The following is a 25,293-nucleotide window of genomic DNA, read 5'->3' as shown; positions in this document are numbered from 1 at the left end:
GCTCACTCCGGCTTCACGTCCAGAGCTTTGATCAGATCGAAGCGCATCTTCTCTATGGCGAGGCAGGCTGCACGAAGATTGAGCAATACATCTTCGCTTTCCGGTAGCGCGCCAATACGGGCAGCTTCGGCAATCTCGCGCATATTGCTTGGAAGATCGGAGCTACCCAGCGCCGCCAGAATATGAGCGAGCATGACCGTATCGGCTTTTGGGCGACGAGAAGGTGCTCGCTTGCGGGTATCATTGCCCAGCAGCTTCTCCCGCGCATAAGCGGCAAGCGGTCGATTGCCCGCCCTTCTCTCCAATACGGTTCGTTCTGTATCGTCTAAGCGAATGGTGAGGCGTGTTCCCATGACCTACCTCACAATTCCGGCTCGGATGGCTCAGGGGGATCGACTGCATCCCAGTCAATATCAGCGTATTTCAGCTGATGTTCCCAGTCCTGCAACTCGTCGAATATCTTTTCTAGATTAGAGTTATAGGGCCCACCATCCTTTGGATGGCCCTTCCCCATACATCGCCGGTTCTCTCTGTCTTGACGGCAGTCAATGCACGATGCTGCCGGCCCCGCTATATTGCCGCCCAATCGCCTCTGGGGAGATTGGATATGTTCAAAGTCAATGTCGGCGGGATCGACCGCCTGCTTCGGATCATTCTGGGGATCGTGCTTCTGGCGCTGGTCTTCGTGGGGCCCAAGACGATGTGGGGCCTGATCGGCATTATTCCGTTGGCCACCGGCCTGCTGCGCACTTGCCCGCTTTACAGCATTCTGGGAATCAGAACCTGTCCCATGAAGTGACGGGTGATGGCTTTCGAATCATCTGCGGCTTGCGCGGGGCCTGCTGGCACGGCATAGCCCCGCGCCATGCATGATATCCGCCTGATCCGCGAAAACCCGGCCGCTTTCGACGCCGGGCTCGCCCGCCGCGGGGTAGAACCCGTCGCCGAAACCATCCTTGCGCTCGACGAACAGCGCCGTTCGGCCGCCACGCGCATGCAGGAAGGCCAGAACCGCCGCAACGAGGCCTCCAAGGCGATCGGCAAGGCCATGGGCCAGGGCGACACGGACACCGCCGAGGCGCTCAAGGCCGAAGTCGCGCAGCTCAAGGACACGCTGCCCGCGCTCGAAGCCGAGGAAAAGGAACTTTCGGCAAGGCTGCAGGACGAACTCGCCCGCCTGCCGAACATCCCGGTCGACGAAGTGCCCGATGGCGAGGACGAGAGCGAGAACCTCGAAGTCAGCCAATGGGGCACGCCGCGCACCTTCGCCTTCACGCCGAAGGAACATGCCGACATCGGCCCGGCGCTTGGCCTCGATTTCGAGACCGGCGCGCTGCTTTCGGGCGCGCGTTTCACCTTTCTGAAAGGCCAGATGGCGCGCCTGCACCGGGCGCTGGCGCAGTTCATGCTCGACACGCAGACGGCCACCAACGGCCACATGGAATGCGCTGTGCCGCTCCTCGTGAAGGACGACGCGGTGTTCGGCACCGGCCAGCTTCCCAAGTTCGCCGAAGACCTGTTCCAGACCACCGACGGGCGCTGGTTGATCCCCACCGCCGAAGTCAGCCTGACCAATGCGGTGCGCGAGCAGATCCTCGAACCCGCCGCTCTGCCTCTGCGCATGACCGCGCTGACCCCGTGCTTCCGCTCCGAAGCGGGCGCGGCGGGACGCGACACGCGCGGGTTCATCCGCCAGCACCAGTTCGAAAAGGTCGAACTCGTCACCGTGTGCAAACCGGAAGAGAGCGAGGCCGAGCACGAGCGCATGGTCAAGGCGGCGGAATCGATCCTGCAAGCGCTGGAGCTGCCCTACCGCAAGGTTCTGCTCTGCGCGGGCGACATGGGCGCCACCGCGCGCAAGACGTTCGACCTTGAAGTCTGGCTGCCCGGGCAGAGCGCCTACCGCGAGATCAGCTCGATCTCCAACTGCGGCGATTTCCAGGCCCGCCGCATGAACGCGCGCTTCAAGCCCGAAGGCAGCAAGAAGACCGAGTTCGTCCACACCCTCAACGGCTCGGGCCTCGCGGTCGGCCGCACGCTGGTGGCGGTGCTGGAAAACTACCAGCAGGAAGACGGCTCGGTTCTCGTCCCCGAAGCGCTCAAGCCGTGGATGGGCGGGATCGAAAAGCTGGAACCGCTGGCATAACACCCCGCACACCGGCGGCTCAGCGCTCGCGCCCTTCGGCAGGAACGGGTCGAGCGGTTAACGGGAATTAACGAGGTCTCTTCAATGCGCATCCTCATCACCAATGACGACGGCATCAACGCGCCGGGCCTCTATGTTCTCGAAAAGATCGCCGCGCAGCTTTCGGACGATATCTGGATCTGCGCGCCGAGCGAGGAACAGTCCGGCGCGGGCCACTCGCTCACCCTGACCCGGCCGGTGCGGATGCGCCAGCATGCCGAGCGGCGCTTTTCGGTGTCCGGCACGCCCACCGATTCCGTGACGATGGCCCTGAAGAAGCTGCTGCCCGCACCGCCGGACCTGATCCTCTCGGGCGTCAACCGCGGCGCCAACCTGGGCGACGACGTGACGTATTCGGGCACGGTTTCGGCGGCCTTCGAAGGCGCCTTGGCCGGTATTCGCGCCGTCGCGCTCAGCCAGGTCTATGCCAAGGAAGGCGTCGGCAATGCGGTCGATTTCTCGGCGGCGGAGCAGTGGGGCGCGAAAGTGCTCAAGCCGCTGCTGGACTTCCCCTTCCCCCAGCGCACCCTGATCAACGTGAACTTCCCGCCGGTCGCAGGCAGCGAAGTCAAAGGGGTGCGCGTGGTCCGGCAAGGCTTTCACGACTATGCGCGCGGCTCGGTTGTGGAAGCAACGGACCCTCGCGGTTTCCCTTATTACTGGTTTGGACTACACGGGATAGAACATACCTTGGGAAGCAATACTGATCTTGAAGCAATCGCGGGGGGCTTTGTTTCAGTGACACCGTTACAGATCGACCTGACTCATGAGGGCTCTCTGGCCCGCCTGGCGGACGTTTATCAGGCATGATGCGCATACGTCTGCTCGCCACGGCCGCCATCGCCGCGGCCCTTGCCGGGGCTGCGGCTCCCGCACTGGCGATTTCGCCGGATCAGGAAAGCGTCCATGTCGTCGAAACCGGCGAAACGCTGAACGGCATCGCCAATCGTGCCGGTGTTTCGGCCGAGGCGATCGCCAAGGCCAACGGCCTCGAAGCGCCTTTCGTCGTGCGGATCGGCCAGAAGCTGGCCATTCCGCGCGGCACGGCGGAGGCGCCACCGGCGGCGCCCTCCTCTGCAGCCGAAACCGCGCATGTTGTGGAGCCTGGCGAAACGCTGAACGGAATCGCGAACCGCGCCGGCGTATCGCCTGCGGATCTGGCCCGCGCCAACGGCATTGAAGCCCCCTTCATCGTCAGGATCGGTCAGACGCTGGACATCCCGCGTGCCGGACCGGTGCGCACGGCCTCGCGCGTGATCGAGGCCCGGCAGCCCCCAGCAGCCTCCGGCACCGCTTCTCCCGCCGAAGAGACCACGCATGTCGTCCAGCCCGGCGAGACACTGGGCGGCATTGCCGTGCGCGCCAAAGTGCCGCGCGTGCTGATCGCCGAAGCCAATGGGCTGCAGCCGCCCTTCATCGTCAAGGTCGGCCAGAAGCTGCATATCCCGCGCACCCGCCACCATGCGGTCGTTCCGGGCGACACCGGGTTTTCGCTAGCGATGAAGTACGGCGTACCGTGGGAACAGATCGCGACAGCCAACAACCTCGATCCCGCAGCCCCGCTCAAGACGGGTGAGAATCTGCTGATCCCGACCCTGCTCAATCCGCCGCAGACCGGCGTTTCCAAGCTGGATCCGGTTCCGGTGCCGGAAACTCCTGCCGCAGCCCCGCCTTCTGCTCCCGCACCAGCCAAGACCGCGCGTTTCGGCTGGCCGGTCAGCGGCCCGATCCGGCGCGGCTATGCCACGGGCAGCAATTATCATGACGGGCTGGATATCAAAGCCGCGAAAGGTACCATGGTGCGTGCGGCGGCGGCCGGGACGGTCAAGTTCGCGGGCAAGGAAAAGGACCAGTTCGGCAACCTCGTCGTCATCGATCATGGCAACGGCTGGTACACCGCCTATGGCTTCCTCAGCCGCATTACCGTGAAGGAAGGCGCCAAAGTCGCCGCGGGCGAGCGCATCGGCCTTGTCGGCAGCACCGGCCTTGCCAAGGGGAGCGAACTGCACTTCGAAGTGCGCCAGGACGGCAAACCCGTCGATCCGCTGGAAGAGTTGCCCAAGACGCCCTAAGGCGGGCTTATGGCGAAGAAGCGGATCACGCCTGCCCTGTTCAAGCCCTTGCGCCGGGCCCTCTCGGTGCCGGTCTGGGCGGACGTGGCCTTGCGGCTGGGCGGCGCGCTGGCGCTGGTGTTCATTGTCGTCATGGTCCACTGGATCGACCGTGACGGGCTGAAGGACGCGCACGACGGCGTCATCAGCTTTCTCGACGTCGTCTATTTCACCATGATCTCGATCACCACGACCGGCTTCGGCGATATCGCTCCGGTCAGCGACAAGTCACGCCTGATCGAGGCGGTGATCGTCACTCCGATCCGGCTGGCGGTGATCTACATCTTCGTGGGCACCGCCTATAACTTCATCATCAAGCACAGTTGGGAGACATGGCGCATGAAGCGCATCCAGGAGCGCCTGGCGGGCCATGTGGTCGTGCTGGGCTATGGCGTCAGCGGTTCGGAAGCGGTGGCCGAACTGATCGCGCGCGGTACCGATCCCGCCGGCATCGTCGTCATCGACCCCAGCCCGCAACGGCTGGCCATGGCCGAGCAGGCGGGCTGCAACGTGATGGAAGGCGATGCCACGCGCGACGATACGCTGGAAGCCGTGCGTATCAGCCGCGCCCAGTCGATCCTCGTTTCGGCCGGGCGCGACGATACGACGATCCTGATTATCCTCACCGCCCGCCATGTCGCGCCGCACGTGCCGATCACCGCCGTCGTGCGTGCGGACGATAACGAACTTCTCGCGCGGCAAGCCGGCGCCAACAATGTGATCAACCCGGTCCGTTTCACCGGGCTGCTGCTCGCCGGATCGGCGGAAGGACGGCACATTTCGGACTATTTGTCCGACCTCGCCTCCGTGAACGGGCGGGTCCAGCTCGTCGAACGCGCTGTAACGGCAGACGAAATCGGCCAGCCGCTGGAGCGTATCAGCAGCGGCAAGGGCCTGCGGATCTATCGGGGAGAGCGCGCCATCGGCTTCTGGGAACCCGAAGCCCATGTGCTGGAAGCGGGCGACGTGATCGTGGAGATCACCGCCACGCCGCCGTCAGCCTAGCGCCCAGTAGACCAGCCCCATGGCCAGATAAGCGACCAGCCAGAACAGGCAGTCCACCACGCGGCGCATCGGCTCCGCGCGATCACGCAGATGCGTGAGCCAGACGGCGGGAATGACAAAGGCAATCGCGATCCCGCCCGTCTGCATGAAATAGAGCCAGGGCTTCGCCGACAGAGTCTCCGCGCCGATGCGGGCGAAGTTGTGCCCCAGCATGACCGAACTCACCAGAAACACGAAGGCAACCAGTCCATAGTTGCCGCCGCTCTCCGCATTGCCCGGCAGCAGTTGCCGCCCGGTGCGGAACAGCGGCCCGTTCCAGACCAGCCCGATCGCCACGGCCAGCGCCGCAGCCAGAAACACCCCCAGCCAGTTCACCGGACCCATCTGCATTCTTCCTTATTTTTCATAGAGTTTCTCTCGCTGAACTGGAACTGGCCAGGATAGACGCTCAACATGCCCTGCCTGTGCATCGATCCAGCGGCAAGCGAATTCGGCCAGCACGCCCCGAAGGACCGGCAGGGCCGTTTCCAGCCCGCCCGGAACCGGAACATGAGAGTAAGCGCAGGCCGTTTGCGCCGCGCCTCAATTTCATCGTCGCGCATGCCTTTCGTGATCGTGATTTCCATGATACTCGGGCACTCTTCGCGTTTTTCGTGACTCTGGGGCCCTTTCAGCGTATCGGGCGCGCCATCCCATGACCACAGAAATTCCCTCTCCGCCCAAAGTCGGCATGGTCAGCCTCGGCTGCCCCAAGGCGCTTGTCGATTCCGAACGCATCCTCACCCGCCTGCGCGCGGACGGATACAGCATGAGCCCGGACTATTCCGGGGCCGATGTCGTGCTCGTCAACACATGCGGCTTCCTCGATTCCGCCAAGGAGGAAAGCCTTGCCGCGATTGGCGAAGCGATGGCCGAGAACGGCCGCGTCATCGTCACCGGCTGCATGGGCAACGAAGCCGATGCGATCCGCGCCCGCTTCCCGGATGTGCTCGCCATCACTGGCGCGCACCAGTACGAATCCGTGGTCGAGGCCGTGCACGATGCCGCCCCGCCCGAGCTTTCGCCCTATGTGGACCTGATCCCGCAGGCCTATGACGAGGCAGGCGTAAAACTCACCCCGCGCCACTACAGCTATCTGAAGATTTCGGAGGGCTGCAACCACGCTTGCGCGTTCTGCATCATTCCCGCGCTTCGCGGCAAACTCGCCAGCCGCCGGATCGATGCCGTGCTGCGCGAGGCGGAAAAGCTGGTGCAGGCCGGAACCCGCGAACTGCTCGTCATCAGCCAGGACACTTCGGCCTATGGCGTCGACGTGCGGCATGAGGAGCGGATGTGGAAGGACCATCCGGTCCGCACTCACATGACCGATCTCGCCCGCGAACTCGGCCAGTTGACCGACGCGCAAGGGCGCAGCCCCTGGGTGCGGCTGCACTACGTCTATCCTTATCCGCATGTCGATGCGGTGATCCCGCTCATGGCCGAAGGGCTGCTGACGCCTTACCTCGACATTCCCTTCCAGCACGCGGCCCCGTCCGTGCTCAAGGCGATGAAGCGCCCGGCCAATGAGGCCAAAGTGCTCGAACGGCTGCGTTCCTGGCGCAGCATCTGCCCGGACATCGCCATCCGCTCCAGCTTCGTGGTGGGCTTTCCCGGAGAAACCGAGGCGGATTTCCAGTACCTGCTCGACTGGCTCGACGAAGCCCAGCTCGATCGCGTGGGCGCGTTCCGCTTCGAACCCGTCGAAGGCGCTGCCGCCAATGACCTGCCGGGCGCCGTGCCCGAAGCGGTCAAGGAAGAGCGCTACGCGCGAATCATGGAAAAGACCGCCGCGATCAGCGCCGCCAAACTCGCCGCGAAAGTCGGCCGCACCCTGCCCGTCATCATCGACGAAGTGGGCGAAGCGGACGAGGATGGCGACATTGGTGCAACTGGCCGCTCGCAAGCCGATGCCCCCGAGATCGATGGCAACGTCTTCCTGCGCAACGCCGCAAGAAATCTTCAAGTTGGTGATATCATTGACGTTTTTATCGAAGATGCGGACGAGCACGACTTGTTTGGCGTAGCCGCCGCGCAGTAGCGCACCATCGAAACGACGATATCATAGTTGCAAGTTATGCAACACCAGGCAAGGTTTTCGCATTTGCGGGAATCGGATGCGCGGCTCATACAGGACGGGCCTTTCAGGCATCCTCTCCCAAAAACTTTCTTAGGGCTGGTCTTCGGACCGGCCCTTTTTTTTGGCCGGTTTCAGCCACTTTCCCAGGCTTCATAGCCCTCCTGATCAAGTTGCAAGATATGCAACCATGCTAAACCTTTTCGCATTTGCAACATAATGTGCCGCGAAGCATAAGGATCAGGCCTTTCAGGCATCCTCTCCCAAAACTTCCATAGGGCTGGTCTCCGGACCGGCCCTTTCTTTTTGTCCGGCTGCTTCCCGATGGCCGTCAGGACCAAGTGAGCGCAAACGCTCTCTGGCCCCGGCGGAACATTTGGACTAGCCATTCGCCATGGCCAGCCCCTCGCGAATCTACACCGCCGCCCTCGTCGTGATCGGAGACGAGATCCTGTCCGGCCGCACGCATGACAAGAATATCGCCCAGGTCGCCTCATGGCTGCAGGTTCAGGGCATCCGCCTCAAGGAAGTCCGTGTGGTGGCGGACGACACGGCGGCAATCGTCGAGGCGGTGAACACGCTGCGCGCACGCAACGACTATCTCTTCACCACTGGCGGCATCGGCCCCACGCATGACGACATCACCGTCGATGCCATTGCCGAGGCGCTGGGCGTGGCCGTGATCGTCCACCCAGAGGCCCGCACGATCCTCGAAGGCTATTACGAGACGCGCGGCGGCCTTACCGAAGCGCGCCTGCGCATGGCCCGCACGCCAGACGGCGCCAGCCTGATCCCCAACCGCTACACCGGCGCGCCGGGCATCCGCTGCGGCAACGTGTTCATCATGGCCGGCGTGCCCAGCATCACGGCCGGGATGCTCGATGCCCTGTCCGGCAAGCTTGATGGCGGCGCTCCGCTGCTGTCCGAAACGGTCGGGTGCTGGGTCGGCGAGAGCGAAGTGGCGGACTTGCTGCGCGAGACGGAAAAGACCCACGAGACCTGCCAGATCGGCTCCTACCCGTTCTGGGCCGAAGGCAAGACCGGCGCGAACTTCGTGATCCGCTCGGTCAATGCCAAGGATCTGGCCTCCTGCACCCGTGCACTGGTGCAGGGGCTGAACGCGCTCGGCAAGCCGCCCGTTGCGGGGGGAATCTGACTTGATGCCGCTGATCGCCGCTGCTGCCGCCGTGACCGCATCATCCGCCTCCCCCCCCACCCTGGAAGACTTTGAAGCCGCGCTGCGCCGCCATGACAGTGCGACACTGGCACTGGAGGAATGGTGCGCCGCGCATGACATCGCCGATCCCGCCCGGATCACGGCACACAGCATCAGCGCGGCCAGCAACGATCCGCCGAAGTCCGTGCGCGGCCGGCTTCGGTTGAAACGAGGCGAGACGTTCGCCATGCGCAACGTGCGGCTCGCCTGCGGACAAACCGTGCTGTCGGTAGCCTGGAACTGGTACGTGCCTTCCCGGCTCACGCCGGAAATGAACGCGGCGCTGCGCAACAGCGACACACCGTTCGGCAAAGTCGTGGCGCCGCTGAACTTTCGCCGCCAGCCGCTGGAGACCGTTCGCGGCCGGGCCGAAAACTGCCCTGCCGATACGATCTCCACCCACCGCGCCATGCTGGTGCTGCCCGACGGGCGCCCCCTTGCCTACCTGATCGAGTGCTACACCGCCGCTAACCTTCCCGGCGGCTGATCCCTGCCACCGGGAAGACTGCGAATCACGCCGCGACCGCCTCGGCTCCGGCCACGGATGTGCGGTGCATCATGCGCCCCGTGGACTTGTCGTAAGGCACCGCCCGGTGCATCGCGCCGGTATTGTCCCAGATCACGAAATCGCCCTTCTTCCACTTGTGCCGCAGCGAATAGGCAGGCTGTGCGGCCCATTCCGCCAGACGCACCAGCATCGCGCGCCCGGCAGGCACTTCCATGCCCACGATGTGATCGGCCGTGGTCCCGATCACCATCGACTTGCGCCCGTCCCCATGCGTCCAGACCAGCGGATGCTCCTTGACGAGGCCGATGTTCAGCACCCGCTCCCGGTGCTTTTCAGGAATCGCATCGGCAATAGGCGAGAGACTGGCCTTGACCGAATGCACCGCCTTCAACCCTTCCAGAGCCTGCTTTTCCTCTTCAGGCAGACCTTCGTAGGCAGCATACGTGCTGGCGAACTCGGTCTCGCCGCCAAGCGCAGGCGCGATGCGGCAGGAGAGCAGCGTCGCAAAGGGCGGCGGCATGTCCACGGTTATGCCGTCCATGTGCCAGAAGAACGTGCCCAGCACATATTCGGGCTGCGGATTGATCTCCTCATCCAGCGTGACCTGATAGACGTCTTCGTCGTTGGACTGGACGTTGTTGCGCGCGGTCAGACGGACCTTGTCACCCAAGGCCTGGGTGATCGCGAGTTGCTCCTCATCGGTCAGGCTGATTTCGGGGAACACGAGCACGGTGCGCTCGGCCACTTTCTCCCGAATCGCCTGGGCGGCCTCGGGCGTGAAGAGGTCGGCGCGGTCATCCCACGAAACCCTTGTTCCGATGCATTCCTTAATGTTTTCAAAGCGTATGGCCATTTTATGCCTTCTCCCGGTATCTTATGCTGAACAGGTGTACAGCACGCTGATATAAGGAAATGGGGCACAGGTAAACGGATGCTGCACGCAGAATGGCGAATCGAGCCCGGGCAGGAAAAACTCCCGGCTTCCTGCACCCCGCCTAAGCGGTCAAATCCGGCAGGGTTCCGGTCTGGCGCAGGGCTTCGCCAAGGGCGAGCGCTGCCGACATTGCGAGATTCAGCGAACGGACTTGCGGACGCAAGGGAATGCGGATCCGCGCATCGCAGGCGTCGGCCACGGCCGGTGGCACGCCTGCGCTTTCCTTTCCGAACAGCAGGATGTCATCGGCACGGAAGCTGAAATCGTAGGCCGACTGGCTGCTCTTGGTTGTGAACAGAACCAGACGCGCAGATCCGGCAGTGGCCCTGAACGCATCGAAGCCCGCGTGCCGGGTGATCGTCACATGATCGATGTAGTCCATCGCCGCCCGGCGCACGCGGCGGTCATCCCATACGAATCCCATCGGTTCGATCAAGTCCACGGCCGCCCCCAGGCAGGCCCCCAGCCGCAGAATGGCGCCGACGTTTCCGGCAATTTCAGGTTCGAAAAGAGCAATGCGCATTCGGGCTGATTGACGCCGCCGATGGCGCCTTGCAAGCCCGCAGTCCTGGAGAACGCGGCATTCCCCCTTCTCTTCCCGGCAGCCATCACGCCGGACCGCTTCACCGCCTGCGACATCCCGAAGCCTCGCACTTGACCTCAAGTTCACTTGAAGTGGCAGAATGGCGGTCAATACGATTCGCCAAAAGGACACCACGACAATGACTTCTGCCCCCGCAAACCTCCTCCGCCCCGACTGGAACACCACAGCAGGCGATGGCTGGGTCGCCGCCCAGTCTGCGATGGAGGCTATGCTGAAGCCCTTCTCGCAGGCACTGTGCGGGCAACTGGAAGACATGCCGGATGCCAGCGTGCTCGATGTCGGATGCGGCACCGGCGCGACAACTTTCGATATTCAGGATCAGATGAGCCCCGGCGGCCGCTGCACCGGCATCGACATTTCCGCAGCCATGCTCGGCGCTGCGCGCGAACGGGCGGCACGCGAAGACTCGCCCGCCCGCTTCATCGAAGCCGATGCGCAAAACCACGACTTCGGCGAGGCGCGTTTCGAGGCCATCGTCTCGCGCTTCGGCGTGATGTTCTTCGCCGATCCCGTGGCTGCTTTCGCCAACTTGCGCAGCGCCTGCACCGCGCATTCACCGCTGCACATGGTGACGTGGCGGCCAGCCAGCGAAAACCCGTTCATGGCCGTCGCGCGCGAAACCGCCCTGCCCCTGCTCCCGCCCGAAGTGGCGCAGCTGGACAAGCCCACCGGCCAGTTCGCGTTCGCGGACCGGAACTATGTGGCGGATCTTCTGGCGCAATCCGGCTGGTCGAACATCGTGATCGAGGAATGCAACGCTGCCTGTGCCTTTCCGGCAGCCGCGCTGCATACTTACGCAGCCCGCATGGGCCCGGTGGCACGGCTGATGCCGCAAATGGACGAAAGCCTGCGCGAAACGGTCACGGCCGCCGTGCACGAAGCCTACCTGCCCTATGTGCAGGGCGACGAGGTGCGTTTCGATGCGGCCTGCTGGATGATCTCCGCCAAAGCATGAGATTCTCACTCCTCCCTGTTGCTAAGCGACTGGGGAGGATCTTTTGGTCAAAAAGAAAAAGGGCCGGAAGGTTTCCCTGCCGGCCCTTTTCTGTTCGTTCGGTCCTGAAAGGATCAGGCGCCGGCAACGTCCGTCGTGTCGATCTTGAGGCCCGGGCCCATCGACGAAGACAGCGAAATCTTCTTGACGTACTTGCCCTTGGCGCCCGAGGGCTTGGCCTTGACGATCGCATCGACGAAAGCGTCGAAGTTGGTCTTCAGGTCAGCGTCCGAGAACGACATCTTGCCGATACCGGCGTGGATGATGCCCTGCTTTTCGACGCGGAATTCGATCTGGCCGCCCTTGGCGTCCTTCACGGCCTGTTCCACGTTCGGCGTGACGGTGCCCAGCTTCGGGTTCGGCATCAGGCCCTTGGGACCCAGCAGCTTACCGAGGCGGCCGACGACGCCCATCATGTCGGGCGTGGCGATCACGCGGTCGTAATCGAGGTTGCCGGCCTGCATGTCTTCCATGAGGTCCTCGGCGCCCACCTTGTCGGCACCGGCGGCGAGAGCGACCTCGGCCTTGTCACCCTTGGCGAACACGGCGACCTTGACGGTCTTGCCAGTGCCGGCCGGGAGCGACACCATGCCGCGGACCATCTGGTCTGCGTGGCGCGGATCGACGCCCAGGTTCATCGCGACTTCGACGGTCTCGTCGAACTTGGTGGTCTTGAGGTCACGCAGCAGCGCGAGGGCATCGCCCACGGCATAGAGCTGCTGGTTGTCGCCCAGCTTTTCGGTCAGCGACTTCTGCTTCTTGGTCAGCTTTGCCATCGGATCAGCCCTCCGTCACTTCGAGGCCCATCGCACGGGCCGAACCTTCGATGATCTTGGTCGCAGCCTCGATATCGTTGGCGTTGAGATCCTTCATCTTCATCTCGGCAATCTCGCTCAGCTTGGAGCGGGCGATCTTGCCGGCCGAAACCTTGCCGGGCTCCTTCGAGCCGGACTTGAGGTTTGCAGCCTTCTTGATGAGGAAGGTGGCGGGCGGAGTCTTGGTGACGAAGGTGAAGCTGCGATCCGCATAGACCGTGATGATGGTCGGGATCGGCATGCCCTTTTCCATCTCCTGCGTGGCGGCATTGAACGCCTTGCAGAATTCCATGATGTTCACGCCGCGCTGACCCAGCGCCGGGCCGATCGGCGGCGAAGGGTTGGCTGCGCCGGCAGGCACCTGCAGCTTGATATAGCCTTCAATTTTCTTGGCCATGAGAGGCCTCCTTTCACACTGTCGCGCGCCGCGGGCGGCGCGCTCATGTTAAGCGGTCTGACAGGCGCAAAACGCCCTCCCGCGCGAGAATCGCACGGACCATCGAATCCGATGAGACCCGTCCGAAGGGCGCGCCCCTAACCGAAATCGGGAGAAAAGGAAAGCGTTATGCCGCGCGCGGCGCTGCTATCCGCGCATAACGGTCCCACGCCGCCCGGATCGCGCGGCGTGCAGGCATCTCGAAAAAGCGGTAGCACAAGTCCGAAAGCAGCAGCACGGCGGCAGCGAAACCGGCCGTCACCGCCCAGACTGCAGCCATGCCGCTATCCGCAGGCACCCACCAGCGCTCCACCAGCATGAGCAGCGGCGCATGGACGAGGTAGATCGTGTAGCTGCGCTCGCCCAGCCAGCGCATTGGCGCACTGCCCATCCACGGCGCCCGCAGCGCCAGCAGCAGCAGCGCGGGCCAGGCACAGAGACACAGCGGCAGAAGCGGGCTCATCCCGCCCATGTCGAGCAGCAGCCCGAACAGGAAGATACAGACCAGCAGCAGCACCGGCGTGCCCGCCAGCCGCCCGCGCATGCGCCAGAGCACCTGCCCCAGGAAAAAACCCGCCAATCCGCGCGGCAGGCCGTCGCCGACCCATGGCCCTCCGGGGCGCCCCTGCAGGATGAAGTGGGCCAATGCCCCGACAATCGCCAGCGCCGTCACCCAGCGCAACGTGCGGCGTCCGCCCGTCGCGCCCAGCGCGAACAGCACGTAACAGACCACCTCCACCGAGATCGACCACGACGGTCCGTTGAACGTGTGCCCCACCGGTTGCACGAAAGCCTGCAGCATCAGCATGTTCGCCGCGAATGCGGTCAGAGTGTTGGCCGGAACCGCCCAGAACAGCGCGGCGCAGAGCAGCAGCGCCGCCAGATGCAGCGGATAGAGCCGGGCCACGCGCGCCACGGCAAAGCCGCCGAGCTTTTCGCGCGTCAGCCCCTCGCCCTGCAGATAGACATGCGCGAAGACATAGCCCGAGATCAGGAAGAACAAGTCCACCATCGTCCAGCCCCAGTCCTGAAACCACAGCAGCGGGCGCGGTGCCCCCGCCAGTGCCGAAGCGGTGAACAGCGACTGGGGATGATAGAGAAACGCCACGCCGCAAGCCGCCAGCCCGCGCAGGCCATCCAGGCGCTCCAGACGTTTGACGGGGCTGTGCATCGATCGGGTCTGCCTTCTGCGGTGCCGCGAAGATGGCGGGGAATGGTTAAGATCGTGCAACCGGCCTGCCACCGCGGACGCCGCATCGCGTTTACTTCATAGGCATAGCTTGTTATATATCACGCTATGATATGGAGCAGGCAATGCAGCAGGATCTGATCAGCGAACTGGGATACATGTGCCTGGGAAGCCGGTTCCGCCGCCTGGGCGAACGCCTTCAGGCAGGTGTAGCGGAACTGGCTAAGCAGGAAGGCCTGACGGTGCAGACGGCGCAATTTCCGATCCTTTCCGCGTTGGCGGAAGGCCCGGCGACAGTGGGCGCGCTTGCCCGGCGGCTCGATCTCAGCCAGCCGGGAATCACGCGCAGCGTCGGCAAGCTTGTGAACGACGGTCTTGTCGAGACGGCCGGAGACACCGGCGACCAGCGCCAGCGCACATTCCGCCTGTCCGCGCAGGGGCGCAAGCTGCTCGATCATGCGGAACGGCACATCTTTCCGCTGGTGGAGGAAACCGTGGCCGAGCTTTGCGCGGGCCCGCCCGGCGATCTGCTCGGCTGCCTTGCAAGGCTCGACACCGCTCTGGCGCAGGCCCCGTTCGGCCAGCGCTTGCTGGCCCGCCGGGCCGGAAAGGCCGGGGCATGAGCGATCATCCACTCGATAACGCCATATGGCACGCGCTGACGGGCGAACAGGCGCGCTTTGCACTCGGCACAGGAAAGGCACGGAGGTTCCATACCGATATCGGCCCGCTGGCGGGCATGGCCGACAGGTCCGCGGAGAGCCTTGCCGATCTTGCGGCGCTTATCCGCGCTTATGGCACGCTGGCCCTGCTCCAGCCGGGCGATCCGCTGCCCGCGCGGGCCGGGGACATGGGCATCCTGGTCGAGAAACAGGCCGAATGCGTGCAGATGGCCTATACCGGCGGCGCGCTGCCTCCGGCCACGCCCGATCCGGACATCGCCGTGCTGGGACCGGAACACTATCCAGAGATGATGGATCTGGCGCTGCTGACCGAACCCGGCCCCTTTGCCGCGCGCACGGCGGATCTGGGCCGGTTCTGGGGCATATTCGACGGCGGCCGGCTCGCCGCGATGGCCGGGCAGCGCACGCGCCCGTCCGGCCATACCGAAGTCAGCGCGGTGTGCACACACCCGCAGGCGCGCGGACGCGGGCTGGCGCGGCGGCTGATGCGCGTGGTCTTGAGGCAGATTCTGGAGGAGGGGCGCGTGCCGTTTTTGCACGCCTATGCGGACAACGAAGCCGCGATCGGGCTCTACCAGCGGCTCGGCTTTACCGAGCGTGCCCGTGTACTGGTGACAGTCTGCAGCGCCGCGCCCTGAGCGGCACGGCGCTGCAGATATGTCTTACTTGCTGAGTTCGACGTGCTCGAAATCGAGCTCGACCGGCGTCGCGCGGCCGAAGATCGAAACCGAAACCTTGACGCGGTTCTTGTCGAAATCGAGTTCCTCGACAATGCCGTTGAAGCTGGCGAACGGGCCGTCCAGCACCTTGACCGAATCGCCGATCTCGTAATCGATGCTGACCTGCTGGCGCGGCGCGGCGGCAGCGGCTTCGGCAGCGCCGAAGTAACGCGCGGCTTCCGATTCGCTGATCGCCTGCGGCTTGCCGCTGGCGCCCAGGAAGCCCGTCACCTTCGGCGTGTTCTTCACCAGGTGGTAGATGTCGTCGTTCATCGCCAGCTTGGCGAGCACGTAGCCGGGCATGGTCTTGCGCTCGACCTGCACCTTCTTGCCGCGCTTCACTTCGGTGATGGTCTCGGACGGCACCTGCACGTCCTCGACAAGCTGCGACAGCCCCATCCGCTCGGCTTCGGACAGGATCGCTTCCTTCACCTTGTTCTCGAAGCCGGAATAGGCGTGGATGATGTACCAGCGGGCCATGGTTCTCTCTTCAGTCTCTATCGGGTTCAGGCGATCACAGCAGCGACAGCAGCGAGCTGACGATCCAGCCGAACAGCGCGTCGATACCAAGGAAGAACACGGCCAGCAGCACTGTCATGATGCCCACGAAGATCGCGGTGGTCACCGTTTCCTGGCGCGAGGGCCAGTAGATCTTGCGTGCTTCCGACTGGACCTGGCGCATGAATTCGCCGGGATTGATCTTCGCCATTGTTCCGTCGCTCTCGTATCTCTTGCGTGATTGCCTGAGCAAAAAATGTCTCGTCGCTTCCGCCTAGGGGACATCGCCGCCCCGGCCGGGGCCGGGAGGGGCAAATCAGATCCTCATGTCGGAAGAGAACGGGGATTTAGCGTCCGTCTGCAGGATTTGCAAGGTCCACCGCATCGGGCAGGCGCGCAAGGAACGAGTTGGGCGTGCTGAACACGATTCGCGCCCCGTCCGGCACCGCAACGGGATGCACGTCGCCGATGAACCACAGGTAATCCGCGTGGCGCGCGGGCTTGAATTTCCGGAGGTCGATGCGCTGATTGCTGGAGAACAGGATGCGCTGGGTCGGATCGTTGAAACGGTAGCGTGTCTCTCGCATCGCCAGCATGTGCACATCGGGCAGCGCGAAGTTCGAATTCTCCATCGCACTGCGCCGGACCACGGCGTAGCTGCCGAAGTGTTCGAACGGCCCGAACTTCCACTGGCGGCGCGGAATGGCCACAGCCGTGGCGACCCGTGCCCCTTCGGGCACATAGTCCATGGCCTTGATCATCTGGCTCGCGGTCTGCGCGTCCTGATACCAGACCACCGTGGTCACGGCGATTCGCGAGGTGAACAGCAGCCCCGCCAGCGCCATGCCCCAGCGCGGCACCGGCCAGTCGATAGCGAGGCAGGCCACCAGCAGCGCCGCAGTGCTGAGGCGGTAATCGGCATAGTCTCCGCCGAAAATCTGGCGCGGCACGATCAGCGTCAGGATCAGCAGCAGCAGCGCCGCCCACCCCACCCGCATGTCGAAACGTTTCGAAAACAGCGCAAAGGCAATCACCGCCAGCACCACGCACAGGCTGGCGATGTCGAACACCTGATCGTAACTGCGCATCGCCTTGTAGAGGATCGCCCACTTGTATTCGAGCACCCCCCAGCGCCCGTAGGACACCTTGGAATTGGCCCCCATCCCCGCCAGCATCGGCACCAGCGGGAAGATCAGCGGCCAGGGCTTGGTGAAGGGAATCCAGTCCAGCCAGCTGCGGCGCTTGGTCCATTCATAGCCGAACACCAGCACGCCCATGATGCCCCAGCCCGAGACGTGGCAGAGCCACACCACGAAGGCCATCGGCACGAAGACGACGTGGCGCCAGGCAGACCGCTCCATCCGCACCCACAGCGCGAAAGCAAACAGCGCCATCGCCAGCGACAGCGAATAGTTGAGAAAGCCCATCAGGAACGATGGCGACCAGATCATCGCGAAGGCGAGGATCGCGCCGACGCCGATGCGCTTGCGCAAGCTCCAGGCCACCGCCATGATCGACAGCCCGGTGAGGAACGGGATAGCCGCAACAATCAGCCGTCCGGCCTGCTCCAGCCCGAAAATAGGCGCCAGCGGCACCATCAGCAGCTCCGCGCCGAGGTTGCCGGTCCATTCCCATTTGAACAGGAAGTAATAGGTAAGCCAAGGATCGCTGCCGTGATCGAGCAGGACCTTGAACCCGGCAAGGTGCGAGGGATAGTCCGTCATCTGCGGCGCCCAGGCCACGATCACGGGCAGGGACGCGAGAATCGATAGGAACAGGCCCAGCCAGAAGGCCCCGTCCCGTTTCTTGCGGTAGGCTTCGCCGGTTTCGCCGGTTCCACTTGCCTCGGGCTGCGCCGTTCCGTGCATGTACGACCTAGTCTTTCCTCGTTACGCCGCAGCCGGACCGGACCATCGCGCCGTTCTTGCGCGAATCGCCGGAACACCGCTGCCTTGGCCGCCCTGCGAGCGTCTGGCAAGCGATGCGCAGGCTACAAGGGTTGCCGGACAGCCGCAAATCCGGTCCTTCCCGGACCGCGATTCGCCCGCCGGACATGCCTGGGCGGCGTGAATTTCGGGAGAGACTGGCAGGAGTGGCAGGATTCGAACCCGCGGCCCTCGGTTTTGGAGACCGATGCTCTACCAACTGAGCTACACTCCTGTGGGCGCCGGTGCCTCTAGAGGCAGACGCGGAGGATTACAAGTGCGCGTCAACAAGATATTCGCAGAGCCCTGCTTTTGCTATCGATGAGACCATGCACGCTCCTAGCCGCCCGGACATGATCGATCCCGATCTGCTTATGCTCGCCTATCGCAGCGGAATCTTCCCGATGGCGGACAGCCGCGACGACCCGGACATCTTCTGGGTGGAGCCGCGCCTGCGCGCGATTCTGCCGCTGGACGGGTTTCATCTGTCACGCTCGCTGGCCCGCACCCTGCGGCGCGGCCGCTTCACCATCACCTGCAACACCGCCTTCAGCGCGGTGATGGAAGCCTGCGCAGCGCCGCGCGACCCGCAAGCGGGAGAAGAAGAGGACGGCGCCGGTGATGAGGATGATGACGGCAGCCGCAGCTGGATCAGCCTGCGCATTCAGGCGAGCTACGAAAACCTGCACAGGCTGGGCAACGCGCATTCCATCGAGTGCTGGCAGGACGCGCCGGACGGCAGCGGCAGGCAGCTTGTGGGCGGCCTCTACGGCGTCGGCTTCGACCGGGTGTTCTGCGGCGAGAGCATGTTCAGCCGCGTGCCCGACTCATCGAAAGCGGCGCTGGCGTGGCTGGTCGCGGCATTGCGCCGGGGTGGAGCGGTTCTGCTCGACTGCCAGTTCATGACACCGCACCTGGCCTCTATGGGGGCGCAGGAAATCTCCCAGCAGCACTATGTAGAGCTGCTCAAGGCGGCTCAGTCCGCGCCGCTCCCCGGCGCGGGGGAGGTTCTGGCGCTGCCCGATGCGTTCGCCGCTCTTCTGGAGGATGTGGAGGCCGCGGGACTGGCATCCTCGCCCGGAAAACTCATCGCGCAGGATTTGACCCAGACGTCGTAGACCGGATGCTCGACGACATTGAGGCCCGGCGAATTCTTGAACAGCCAGCCCGAAAACACCTTGTGCCAGGCCAGTTTGTCCTGGGCCGTCGCGCGCTCTTCCACGAAGACCTGCACGAAAGCGCCCTCTTCGGCGGGATGCTCCCACGGCAGCGTCTTCTCACACGTCGCGACCTTGACCACGAGATTGCCCAGACGCTTCGATTCGCCCGGCTTCATCACCAGATCCTGCGTCAGGTTGTTACGCTTGTTGAGCACGCCCAGCGTGACCACGCGGTCCTTGTTCGGCGTACCGAGGTGCCGGCCCTTTTCGGCCTGCGCAGGCCCGGCCTGCATCCCCGCGATGGCATCGGGAATGGCGGTTTCCTGATCTTCGGGTTTGGGTTCACCCCCTCCGCAGGCCGCAAGCAGCGACAGCGAGGCAAAAAGCGGCAGGCAGACAGCGGCCCGTTTCACTGGGCCAGTCCTCAGCCTTCCGGCGACCAGGCTTCGTAGTCGCCCGTGGCGGCAGCACGGCGGCCGCCACGCTCCAGCGCGCCCTGCGGGCGGTAGGCCTGCACGGTGCCGGTGGCATTGGGCGTGTAATCGGCTTCCCAGATCCGCGGCGGCGCCAGGTGGCTTTCCGGCACATCGTCATAGGAGTGATGCAGCCAGCCATGCCATTCGGCAGGCACGTTGCTGGCATCGTTGGCACCGGCGTAGATCACCCAGCGCTTGTCGTAGCCTTCTGGCGTTTTCACCTTGTTCGAGCGGTAGTACTTGTTGCCCTGCGCGTCGGTGCCGACGTGCTCGCCATTGCGGGCGCTGAAGAGCGAGGTGCCAATGGTGGCGCCGTCCCACCAGGTGAAGATCTTGCCGAGGATTCCCATGAGCGGCGCGTTAGCCCTTCTCCCCCCATCAAGGCAAGCGTGTTGAGAGACTTGGGGCCGATTTGATCCCCCGCCGCCCGGCCGGTAGACTGGCGGACGATGAAGCCCCAGCCGCCTTCCGCCCCGGTTGCCGAATCGCCCGCCGCCGCAGCCCTCGTCGTCGAGACCAGCGTTCCGGCCCGCCTCGACCGCCTGCCCTGGGCGCGCTTTCACTGGCTGGTCGTCGTGGCGCTGGGAATCACCTGGATTCTCGATGGCCTGGAAGTGACGCTGGCCGGTTCGGTCGCCCCGGCCCTGCGCGAAAGCCCGGTGCTGCGATTCACTGCCGCCGAAGTGGGGCTTGCCAACAGCGCCTATCTGGCCGGGGCCGTGACCGGCGCGCTGTTCTTCGGCTGGCTGACCGACCGGATGGGGCGCAAGCGGCTGTTCACGATCACGCTGCTGCTCTACCTCACCGCCACGGCGGGCACCGCCCTGACGTGGGACCTGCCGGGCTTTGCGCTGATGCGTTTCCTGACGGGGGCGGGGATCGGCGGCGAATACAGCGCGATCAATTCGGCCATTCAGGAACTGATCCCTGCCCGCCACCGCGGCTGGACCGATCTCGTCATCAACGGCAGCTACTGGATCGGCGCGGCCGTGGCGGGCAGCCTGGCCGTGATCGTGCTCGATCCGGCGGTGCTGGACGTGGACCTGGGCTGGCGCTTCGCCTTCCTGTTCGGTGCGCTGACCGGCCTTGCGATCATCTTCCTGCGCCGGCATCTGCCCGAAAGCCCCCGCTGGCTGATCACGCACGGCCATGCGGACGCGGCAGAGGCCATCGTCGAAACCGTCGAACGCCGGATCGCCGCCTCCGGCCACACGCTTGCCCCCGTGGAACAGACGGTGCGCCTGAAGGCCCGGCGTTCGACACCGTTGGGCGAAGTATTCTCGACGCTGCTGCGCACATATCCGGACCGCACGGCACTGGGCCTGCTGCTGATGGCTTCGCAGGCGTTCCTCTACAACGCGATCTTCTTCACTTACGCGCTGATGCTCAGCGATTTCTACGGCGTGCCTTCGAAGGACGTGGGCTGGTACGTCCTGCCTTTCGCTGCAGGCAACGTGCTGGGACCGCTGCTGCTGGGCCGCCTGTTCGACACGATCGGGCGGCGGCAGATGATCGCGTTCACCTATGGCATATCCGGAGTGCTGCTGGCCGTGACGGGGCTGCTCTTTCACGCGGGCCTGCTCGATGCCACCACGCAGACATTGTGCTGGAGCGTCACCTTCTTCTTCGCTTCCGCCGCTGCCTCATCCGCGTACCTGACAGTGGCGGAAAGCTTCCCGCTGGAAATCCGCGCGCTCGCCATTGCCCTGTTCTATGCCATGGGCACCGGGATCGGCGGTGTCCTGGCGCCCTGGGCGTTCAGCCTGCTGATCGAAAGCGGATCGCGCGGGCAAGTGCTGATCGGCTACCTCTTCGCCGCCGGGCTGATGCTCGCCGCAGCGGCCGCCGCCTGGGCATTCGGCCTCAGCAACGAACGCAAGCCGCTGGAACACGTCGCCCGCCCACTATCGTGGCACGAGGACTGAGGTCTCCTCCTCAGCCCGCCAGCGGCAGATAACGGCCAAGGCGCGGATCGCATGGTTCGGCAGCCATGCCTTTCTCTTCCAGCCAGGCCTCGTTGTAACAGGTGGAACGGTAGCGGTCGCCGCAATCGCACAGCAGCGTGACGATCGAGCCCTTCTCTCCCGCTGCCGCCATTTCTTCGATCAGATCCAGGCAGGCATGCAGGTTGGTGCCGGTGGACGGGCCGCAGCTCCGGCCCAGATAGCGGCTGAGATGGCGCGCGGCCCGGAAGCTGGAAGCATCGGGAACCGCGATCATCCGGTCCACCACGCCGGGCAGGAACGAGGGCTCCACGCGCGGCCGGCCGATCCCTTCGACCAGCGAGACGAACCCGTCCACCGCCTGCACAGCGCGGTCCTCAAAATGGCGGTGGAACACCGATCCCGCCGGATCGGCCACGCACAGCCCGGTCTTGTGGCGGGCATAGCGCAGATAGCGCCCGATCGTCGCGGACGTGCCGCCCGTGCCCGCGCCGCATACGATCCAGCGCGGCACCGGATGCTCCTCGCCCTGCATCTGCTGGAAGATGGACATCGCAATGCTGTTGGTGCCGCGCCAGTCGGTGGCGCGCTCGGCATAGGTGAACTGGTCGAGATAGTGCCCGCCGCATTGCGCTGCGAGCCGCTCCGCCGCGGCATAGATCGTGCGCGGATCTTCCACTTTGTGGCACTGCCCGCCCTGTTCCTCAATCAGCGCGATCTTTTCGCACGCGGTCGCGGCCGGTACCACCGCGATATAGCGCAGCCCCAGCAGGCGGGCGAAATAGGCCTCTGACACCGCCGTCGAGCCGGACGATGCCTCGATCACTGTGGTTTCCGGGCCGATCCAGCCGTTGCACAACGCGTAGAGAAACATCGAACGCGCCAGCCGGTGCTTGAGACTGCCGGTAGGATGGCTCGATTCGTCCTTGAGATAGAGCGCGATCCCCGGCGCATTCGCCAGCGGCACCGGAATCAGATGCGTATCGGCCGAGCGCGACTGTTCCGCCGAGAGCACGCCCACCGCCCAGACCAGCCAGTCACGCGATGACCGGGCCGCATCGCCCGCCGCAGCACTGGCCGTCTGGAGTGTCGAAATCGAAGGCATGGAATTGAACGCGTTGTGCACGGCCGTCTCTCTGAAGGATGGGAAGCGGCGGCATGATAGGCGTGCCGGGGAGCATGCGGGGTGCAATGTTCGGCACTCCCCAGCCCCTTCGTGCATGAAAAATCGAAAATACACGCTATATACGCATGAAACGTGTGCACTGGATCAAACCAACGCACAGCGCCTCAGGAATTTGTCCCATGCTCGACCGCCGCGACCTTGCCATTCTCGATCTGCTGCAACGCGATGCCGAAATGCCGGTCTACCGTATTGCCGAAGCCGTCAGCCTCTCGGCCTCGGCCTGTTCGCGGCGCATCGCGGAGCTGAAACGGCTGGGCTACATCCGCCGCACGGTCGCGGTGCTCGACCGGGAGAAGCTGGGGCTGGGGCTGACGGTCTTCGTTATCGTGCGCGCGCAGCACAGCGCCGACTGGCTGGAGCGGTTCCGCACCGTGCTCGCCGATACGCCCGAAGTGCTCGAATGCCACCGGCTTACCGGGCAGGCGGACTATATCCTGAAGCTCGCCGTGCGGGACATCGCCAATTACGACACGGTCTACAAGGCGCTGATAGCCCGGCTGGCGATACAGGACGTCTCGGCGCACATATCGATGGAAGTCATCAAGGACGCGCTTGCCGTGCCCTTGCGTTAACAGCGCGGCTTGCCGCGGCCGGACTGCCCGCCTAGGGCGGCTTCACGAGGCATCAATTGTCCGGGGGAAGCCATGACCGTCCACTTCGATTGCACGCAATGCGGCAAGTGCTGCCATAACCTGCGCCTGACGCTCAGCGTGGACGAAGCGATCGTCTGGGCCGGGCGCGGGCACACCGTGCAGCTGCTGGCCGAGGCGCTGCCCTGGGTGAGCGAACCCGATCCCGCCGATCCGCAGGCGCTCCACCAGCGCGACCGCTCGTTCCCGGCGATCAGCGGTTCGGTGCCGTTTCGCATTGCCGTTACCCTCGTGGCCTATCACAACGGCCCCTGCCCGCACCTGCTGCCGGACATGCGCTGCGGCAACTATGCCGGGCGGCCGCGCATCTGCCGGATCTATCCGCTGGAAAGCCGCCCCTTCACCGCGATGAGCCCGGAAAACCGGCTCTGCCCGCCGGAAGCCTGGGCAAGCGAACTTCCCGTACTGGAACGCGATGGCGCCATCGCCGATCCCGAAGCCGCCCGCATCGTTGCGGACCACCGGCAAGCCGTCCTCGCCGGCGTGCCCGTCCTCGCCAAGGCTTGCGAAGCGCTGGGCCTGTCCTCGGCGGCTTTCGCGAACGAGGGGCTGGCCGTTCACATGCCAGAGCCGCTCGTGCTGTCCGAAACGCTGCGCGGCGCGCGCGATGGAGGCGAAGAACCGGCCGAAGCGCGGCCATGGACCCTCGTCACCAACCGCCGCCCGACGCTGACCATGCTTACCGATGCGGGATGCGATGCCGCCCTGATCCGGCAGGGCCCCGGCTATCTCGGCTCCTTCCCGGACGAGCCCTGAACCGCCTGCCAGTTCACCGTATCGCCGGGATTGATCCCCAATTCCGCCGCCCGGCCTCCATTGAGTTCCAGCACAGCGCTGGCCAGCCCCGCAGAAGGCAGCGGCGTTTCGTCGTAAGGCACGGCATTGGCGGCGATGTTGAGAATGCGGTGATCGGTACCAATATAGATGATGTCCAGCGGGATCACGGTGTTGCGCATCCAGAACGCGGCGCGGCGGGGATGCTCTTCGGGAAAGATCATGCCTTCGTCCGCGCCCATCTCGGTCCGGAACATCAGCCCTTTCGCCTGTTCTTCCGCACTGCTGGCCACTTCCACCCGAAACCTGTGAACCTTGCCGCCTGACGTGACCGTCAGCGGAACCACCGGCAGACCCGAAACCGGATGCACTGCAGGCGCCGAGGCAACGGCGCTGGGCGCGGTATCCGGCACGCCTTGCGAACAGGCGGACAAGCAAGCGGAAACCGCCAGCAAGGCGGCCATGGCAGCGTTCAGGCGCACTCAATCGTCTCCCCATGCCGATTCGGCCCATGCCTGGACCTCATCGGGATCGCTGGCATCGACGATCCGGCGCGCGATGTCGAGCGAATGCCCCGCCCGCAGCATCGCCGCGATCTGCTTTTCCTTTCTGGCCCGGTCCGGTGCCTCGATCCCGAAAGGGCCGAAACGCCGCCGCCGTGCCAGAACCAGTGCCGCACGCCGCTGCCCGCCCTCGCCCGGACGGTTTTCCGCACGCAGGTCTTCCTCGATCCCGGCCTGCCCCAAAGCCTCGCCCACGCGCCGCGCGCCATAGCCGCGCCGCAACAGACTGCCTGCCTTCATTCGCGCCCATGCCGCATCGTCGACATAGCCCAGATCGGCATAGCGGCTGACCAGCGCCTCGACCGGCGGCGGCTCTTCCCCGTCCCAGCCCCGCTCGCGAAGCTTGCGCTGGAGATAACCCTGCAGCTTGGCTTGCGTCGTGGCGAAACGCGCGACATAGGCCAGCGCCAATTCCTCCAGGCGCTGGGCATTCAGGGGCTGTGGATTACGACGCTGGACCGGCATGTTGCCCTATTCGTGCCACACTCCGCTCAGAATGGGGAGTGCGCGTGGGATCATGCGGAGCCAGCGAGTTATCTCCGGTTAAGCAAACACCGGCCAGAAAGCCCCGGTTTCCGCAGGAATAATGGTATAACAACAACGGGT

29 protein-coding genes, 1 tRNA gene and 1 pseudogene are annotated in these 25,293 nt (G+C 64.7%); 15 read left to right on the top strand and 16 right to left on the bottom strand.

All coding sequences use genetic code 11. The features are described 5' to 3' along the window. Positions 1-2: 2 nt before the first annotated feature. Complete coding sequence (locus MTR66_RS13750; protein WP_243922000.1) at positions 3-353, bottom strand: hypothetical protein; 351 nt, start codon at positions 351-353, stop codon at positions 3-5. A gap of 254 nt (positions 354-607) precedes the next feature. On the opposite strand from MTR66_RS13750, the gene MTR66_RS13745 reads away from it, so the two are divergent. The 5 genes from MTR66_RS13745 to MTR66_RS13725 all read left to right on the top strand — a co-directional run bounded on the left by MTR66_RS13745 (position 608) and on the right by MTR66_RS13725 (position 5,301). Beyond that, a complete protein-coding gene (locus MTR66_RS13745) occupies positions 608-799 on the top strand; it encodes a YgaP family membrane protein (protein ID WP_243921999.1) in 192 nt (63 codons plus the stop codon). Between the two features lie 66 nt (positions 800-865). Then, positions 866-2,146, top strand: a complete 1,281-nt coding sequence (gene serS / locus MTR66_RS13740) for a serine--tRNA ligase (RefSeq protein ID WP_243921997.1) — start codon at positions 866-868, stop codon at positions 2,144-2,146. A gap of 84 nt (positions 2,147-2,230) precedes the next feature. Next, positions 2,231-2,995 (top strand): 5'/3'-nucleotidase SurE, encoded by a 765-nt coding sequence (gene surE, locus MTR66_RS13735; protein WP_243921995.1) that lies wholly within the window; start codon positions 2,231-2,233, stop codon positions 2,993-2,995. Beyond that, a complete protein-coding gene (locus MTR66_RS13730; protein ID WP_243921993.1) occupies positions 2,992-4,257 on the top strand; it encodes a LysM peptidoglycan-binding domain-containing protein in 1,266 nt (421 codons plus the stop codon). Before surE ends, MTR66_RS13730 begins: the two co-directional genes overlap by 4 nt. Positions 4,258-4,266: 9 nt before the next feature. Continuing rightward, the gene (locus MTR66_RS13725; protein ID WP_243921991.1) at positions 4,267-5,301 is read left to right on the top strand and encodes a potassium channel family protein; all 1,035 of its coding nucleotides are present in this window, start codon (positions 4,267-4,269) and stop codon (positions 5,299-5,301) included. On the opposite strand, the gene MTR66_RS13720 is transcribed toward MTR66_RS13725, so the two are convergent. Further along, entirely contained in the window at positions 5,293-5,685 is a 393-nt protein-coding gene (locus tag MTR66_RS13720) for a DUF1761 domain-containing protein (protein ID WP_243921989.1), read from the bottom strand. The two genes, MTR66_RS13725 and MTR66_RS13720, sit on opposite strands and share 9 nt — an antisense overlap. Before the next feature lie 310 nt (positions 5,686-5,995). On the opposite strand from MTR66_RS13720, the gene rimO reads away from it, so the two are divergent. From rimO to MTR66_RS13705, 3 genes are all read left to right on the top strand, one after another. Continuing rightward, positions 5,996-7,378, top strand: a complete 1,383-nt coding sequence (rimO, locus tag MTR66_RS13715; protein ID WP_243921987.1) for a 30S ribosomal protein S12 methylthiotransferase RimO — start codon at positions 5,996-5,998, stop codon at positions 7,376-7,378. Between the two features lie 430 nt (positions 7,379-7,808). Continuing rightward, entirely contained in the window at positions 7,809-8,570 is a 762-nt protein-coding gene (locus MTR66_RS13710) for a competence/damage-inducible protein A (RefSeq protein WP_243921985.1), read from the top strand. A gap of 4 nt (positions 8,571-8,574) precedes the next feature. Next, positions 8,575-9,117 (top strand): hypothetical protein, encoded by a 543-nt coding sequence (locus tag MTR66_RS13705; protein WP_243922057.1) that lies wholly within the window; start codon positions 8,575-8,577, stop codon positions 9,115-9,117. Between the two features lie 25 nt (positions 9,118-9,142). Here MTR66_RS13705 and MTR66_RS13700 read toward each other — a convergent pair whose 3' ends face one another. Further along, entirely contained in the window at positions 9,143-9,991 is an 849-nt protein-coding gene (locus tag MTR66_RS13700; RefSeq protein WP_243921983.1) for a TauD/TfdA dioxygenase family protein, read from the bottom strand. A 142-nt stretch (positions 9,992-10,133) separates the two neighbouring features. After that, entirely contained in the window at positions 10,134-10,595 is a 462-nt protein-coding gene (locus MTR66_RS13695; protein ID WP_243921980.1) for a tRNA (cytidine(34)-2'-O)-methyltransferase, read from the bottom strand. 199 nt (positions 10,596-10,794) lie between these two features. Here MTR66_RS13695 and MTR66_RS13690 point away from each other — a divergent pair, with 199 nt between their 5' ends. Next, positions 10,795-11,631 (top strand): class I SAM-dependent methyltransferase, encoded by an 837-nt coding sequence (locus MTR66_RS13690; protein WP_243921978.1) that lies wholly within the window; start codon positions 10,795-10,797, stop codon positions 11,629-11,631. A 113-nt stretch (positions 11,632-11,744) separates the two neighbouring features. Here the strand turns inward: MTR66_RS13690 and rplA are convergent, their stop codons facing one another. From rplA to MTR66_RS13675, 3 genes are all read right to left on the bottom strand, one after another. Next, a complete protein-coding gene (rplA, locus tag MTR66_RS13685; RefSeq protein ID WP_243921976.1) occupies positions 11,745-12,446 on the bottom strand; it encodes a 50S ribosomal protein L1 in 702 nt (233 codons plus the stop codon). Positions 12,447-12,450: 4 nt separating this feature from the next. Next, positions 12,451-12,882 carry a 50S ribosomal protein L11 gene (gene rplK, locus MTR66_RS13680; RefSeq protein WP_243921973.1) on the bottom strand — a complete coding sequence of 144 codons (432 nt, stop codon included), beginning with the start codon at positions 12,880-12,882 and terminating at the stop codon, positions 12,451-12,453. Between the two features lie 166 nt (positions 12,883-13,048). After that, entirely contained in the window at positions 13,049-14,092 is a 1,044-nt protein-coding gene (locus MTR66_RS13675) for an acyltransferase family protein (protein WP_243921971.1), read from the bottom strand. A 143-nt stretch (positions 14,093-14,235) separates the two neighbouring features. Between MTR66_RS13675 and MTR66_RS13670 the strand changes: the two genes are divergently transcribed. Both MTR66_RS13670 and MTR66_RS13665 read left to right on the top strand, forming a co-directional pair. Next, positions 14,236-14,733 (top strand): MarR family winged helix-turn-helix transcriptional regulator, encoded by a 498-nt coding sequence (locus tag MTR66_RS13670; RefSeq protein ID WP_243921969.1) that lies wholly within the window; start codon positions 14,236-14,238, stop codon positions 14,731-14,733. After that, complete coding sequence (locus tag MTR66_RS13665; RefSeq protein WP_243921967.1) at positions 14,730-15,431, top strand: GNAT family N-acetyltransferase; 702 nt, start codon at positions 14,730-14,732, stop codon at positions 15,429-15,431. Before MTR66_RS13670 ends, MTR66_RS13665 begins: the two co-directional genes overlap by 4 nt. A gap of 24 nt (positions 15,432-15,455) precedes the next feature. On the opposite strand, the gene nusG is transcribed toward MTR66_RS13665, so the two are convergent. The 4 genes from nusG to MTR66_RS13645 all read right to left on the bottom strand — a co-directional run bounded on the left by nusG (position 15,456) and on the right by MTR66_RS13645 (position 18,170). After that, positions 15,456-15,992 carry a transcription termination/antitermination protein NusG gene (gene nusG / locus MTR66_RS13660; protein WP_243921965.1) on the bottom strand — a complete coding sequence of 179 codons (537 nt, stop codon included), beginning with the start codon at positions 15,990-15,992 and terminating at the stop codon, positions 15,456-15,458. 34 nt (positions 15,993-16,026) lie between these two features. Then, positions 16,027-16,221: a preprotein translocase subunit SecE gene (gene secE, locus MTR66_RS13655; RefSeq protein ID WP_243921963.1), complete on the bottom strand. Its 195-nt coding sequence runs from the start codon at positions 16,219-16,221 to the stop codon at positions 16,027-16,029. Between the two features lie 136 nt (positions 16,222-16,357). Continuing rightward, a complete protein-coding gene (locus MTR66_RS13650) occupies positions 16,358-17,878 on the bottom strand; it encodes a hypothetical protein (RefSeq protein WP_243921961.1) in 1,521 nt (506 codons plus the stop codon). Between the two features lie 216 nt (positions 17,879-18,094). After that, a tRNA-Trp gene (locus MTR66_RS13645) sits at positions 18,095-18,170 on the bottom strand. Positions 18,171-18,264: 94 nt separating this feature from the next. Between MTR66_RS13645 and aat the strand changes: the two genes are divergently transcribed. Continuing rightward, on the top strand, positions 18,265-19,053 hold the full coding sequence (aat, locus tag MTR66_RS13640) for a leucyl/phenylalanyl-tRNA--protein transferase (protein WP_243921959.1): 789 nt from the start codon (positions 18,265-18,267) through the stop codon (positions 19,051-19,053). A gap of 35 nt (positions 19,054-19,088) precedes the next feature. Here aat and MTR66_RS13635 read toward each other — a convergent pair. Next, positions 19,089-19,271, bottom strand: a pseudogene (locus MTR66_RS13635) (DUF2155 domain-containing protein); the annotation flags it as partial. Positions 19,272-19,519: 248 nt separating this feature from the next. Beyond that, positions 19,520-19,921: an NADH:ubiquinone oxidoreductase subunit NDUFA12 gene (locus MTR66_RS13630; RefSeq protein WP_243921957.1), complete on the bottom strand. Its 402-nt coding sequence runs from the start codon at positions 19,919-19,921 to the stop codon at positions 19,520-19,522. Positions 19,922-20,020: 99 nt separating this feature from the next. Here MTR66_RS13630 and MTR66_RS13625 point away from each other — a divergent pair, with 99 nt between their 5' ends. After that, positions 20,021-21,496: an MFS transporter gene (locus tag MTR66_RS13625; RefSeq protein WP_243921954.1), complete on the top strand. Its 1,476-nt coding sequence runs from the start codon at positions 20,021-20,023 to the stop codon at positions 21,494-21,496. Positions 21,497-21,506: 10 nt separating this feature from the next. On the opposite strand, the gene MTR66_RS13620 is transcribed toward MTR66_RS13625, so the two are convergent. Next, entirely contained in the window at positions 21,507-22,619 is a 1,113-nt protein-coding gene (locus MTR66_RS13620) for a PLP-dependent cysteine synthase family protein (protein WP_243921952.1), read from the bottom strand. A 200-nt stretch (positions 22,620-22,819) separates the two neighbouring features. Here MTR66_RS13620 and MTR66_RS13615 point away from each other — a divergent pair, with 200 nt between their 5' ends. Further along, on the top strand, positions 22,820-23,272 hold the full coding sequence (locus MTR66_RS13615) for an Lrp/AsnC family transcriptional regulator (RefSeq protein ID WP_243921950.1): 453 nt from the start codon (positions 22,820-22,822) through the stop codon (positions 23,270-23,272). Between the two features lie 72 nt (positions 23,273-23,344). Next, the gene (locus MTR66_RS13610) at positions 23,345-24,106 is read left to right on the top strand and encodes a YkgJ family cysteine cluster protein (protein ID WP_243921948.1); all 762 of its coding nucleotides are present in this window, start codon (positions 23,345-23,347) and stop codon (positions 24,104-24,106) included. Here MTR66_RS13610 and MTR66_RS13605 read toward each other — a convergent pair. Further along, the gene (locus MTR66_RS13605; protein WP_243921946.1) at positions 24,076-24,606 is read right to left on the bottom strand and encodes a DUF192 domain-containing protein; all 531 of its coding nucleotides are present in this window, start codon (positions 24,604-24,606) and stop codon (positions 24,076-24,078) included. The two genes, MTR66_RS13610 and MTR66_RS13605, sit on opposite strands and share 31 nt — an antisense overlap. Next, positions 24,607-25,152 (bottom strand): regulatory protein RecX, encoded by a 546-nt coding sequence (locus MTR66_RS13600; protein WP_243921944.1) that lies wholly within the window; start codon positions 25,150-25,152, stop codon positions 24,607-24,609. Positions 25,153-25,293: the final 141 nt, after the last annotated feature.

Origin of the sequence: Novosphingobium beihaiense, assembly GCF_022832375.1 — a bacterium.
Taxonomy (GTDB): Bacteria; Pseudomonadota; Alphaproteobacteria; order Sphingomonadales; family Sphingomonadaceae; genus Novosphingobium; species Novosphingobium beihaiensis.
The sequence above is the reverse complement of the archived record's forward strand: the minus strand, read 5'-3'. Positions and strand labels throughout refer to the sequence as shown.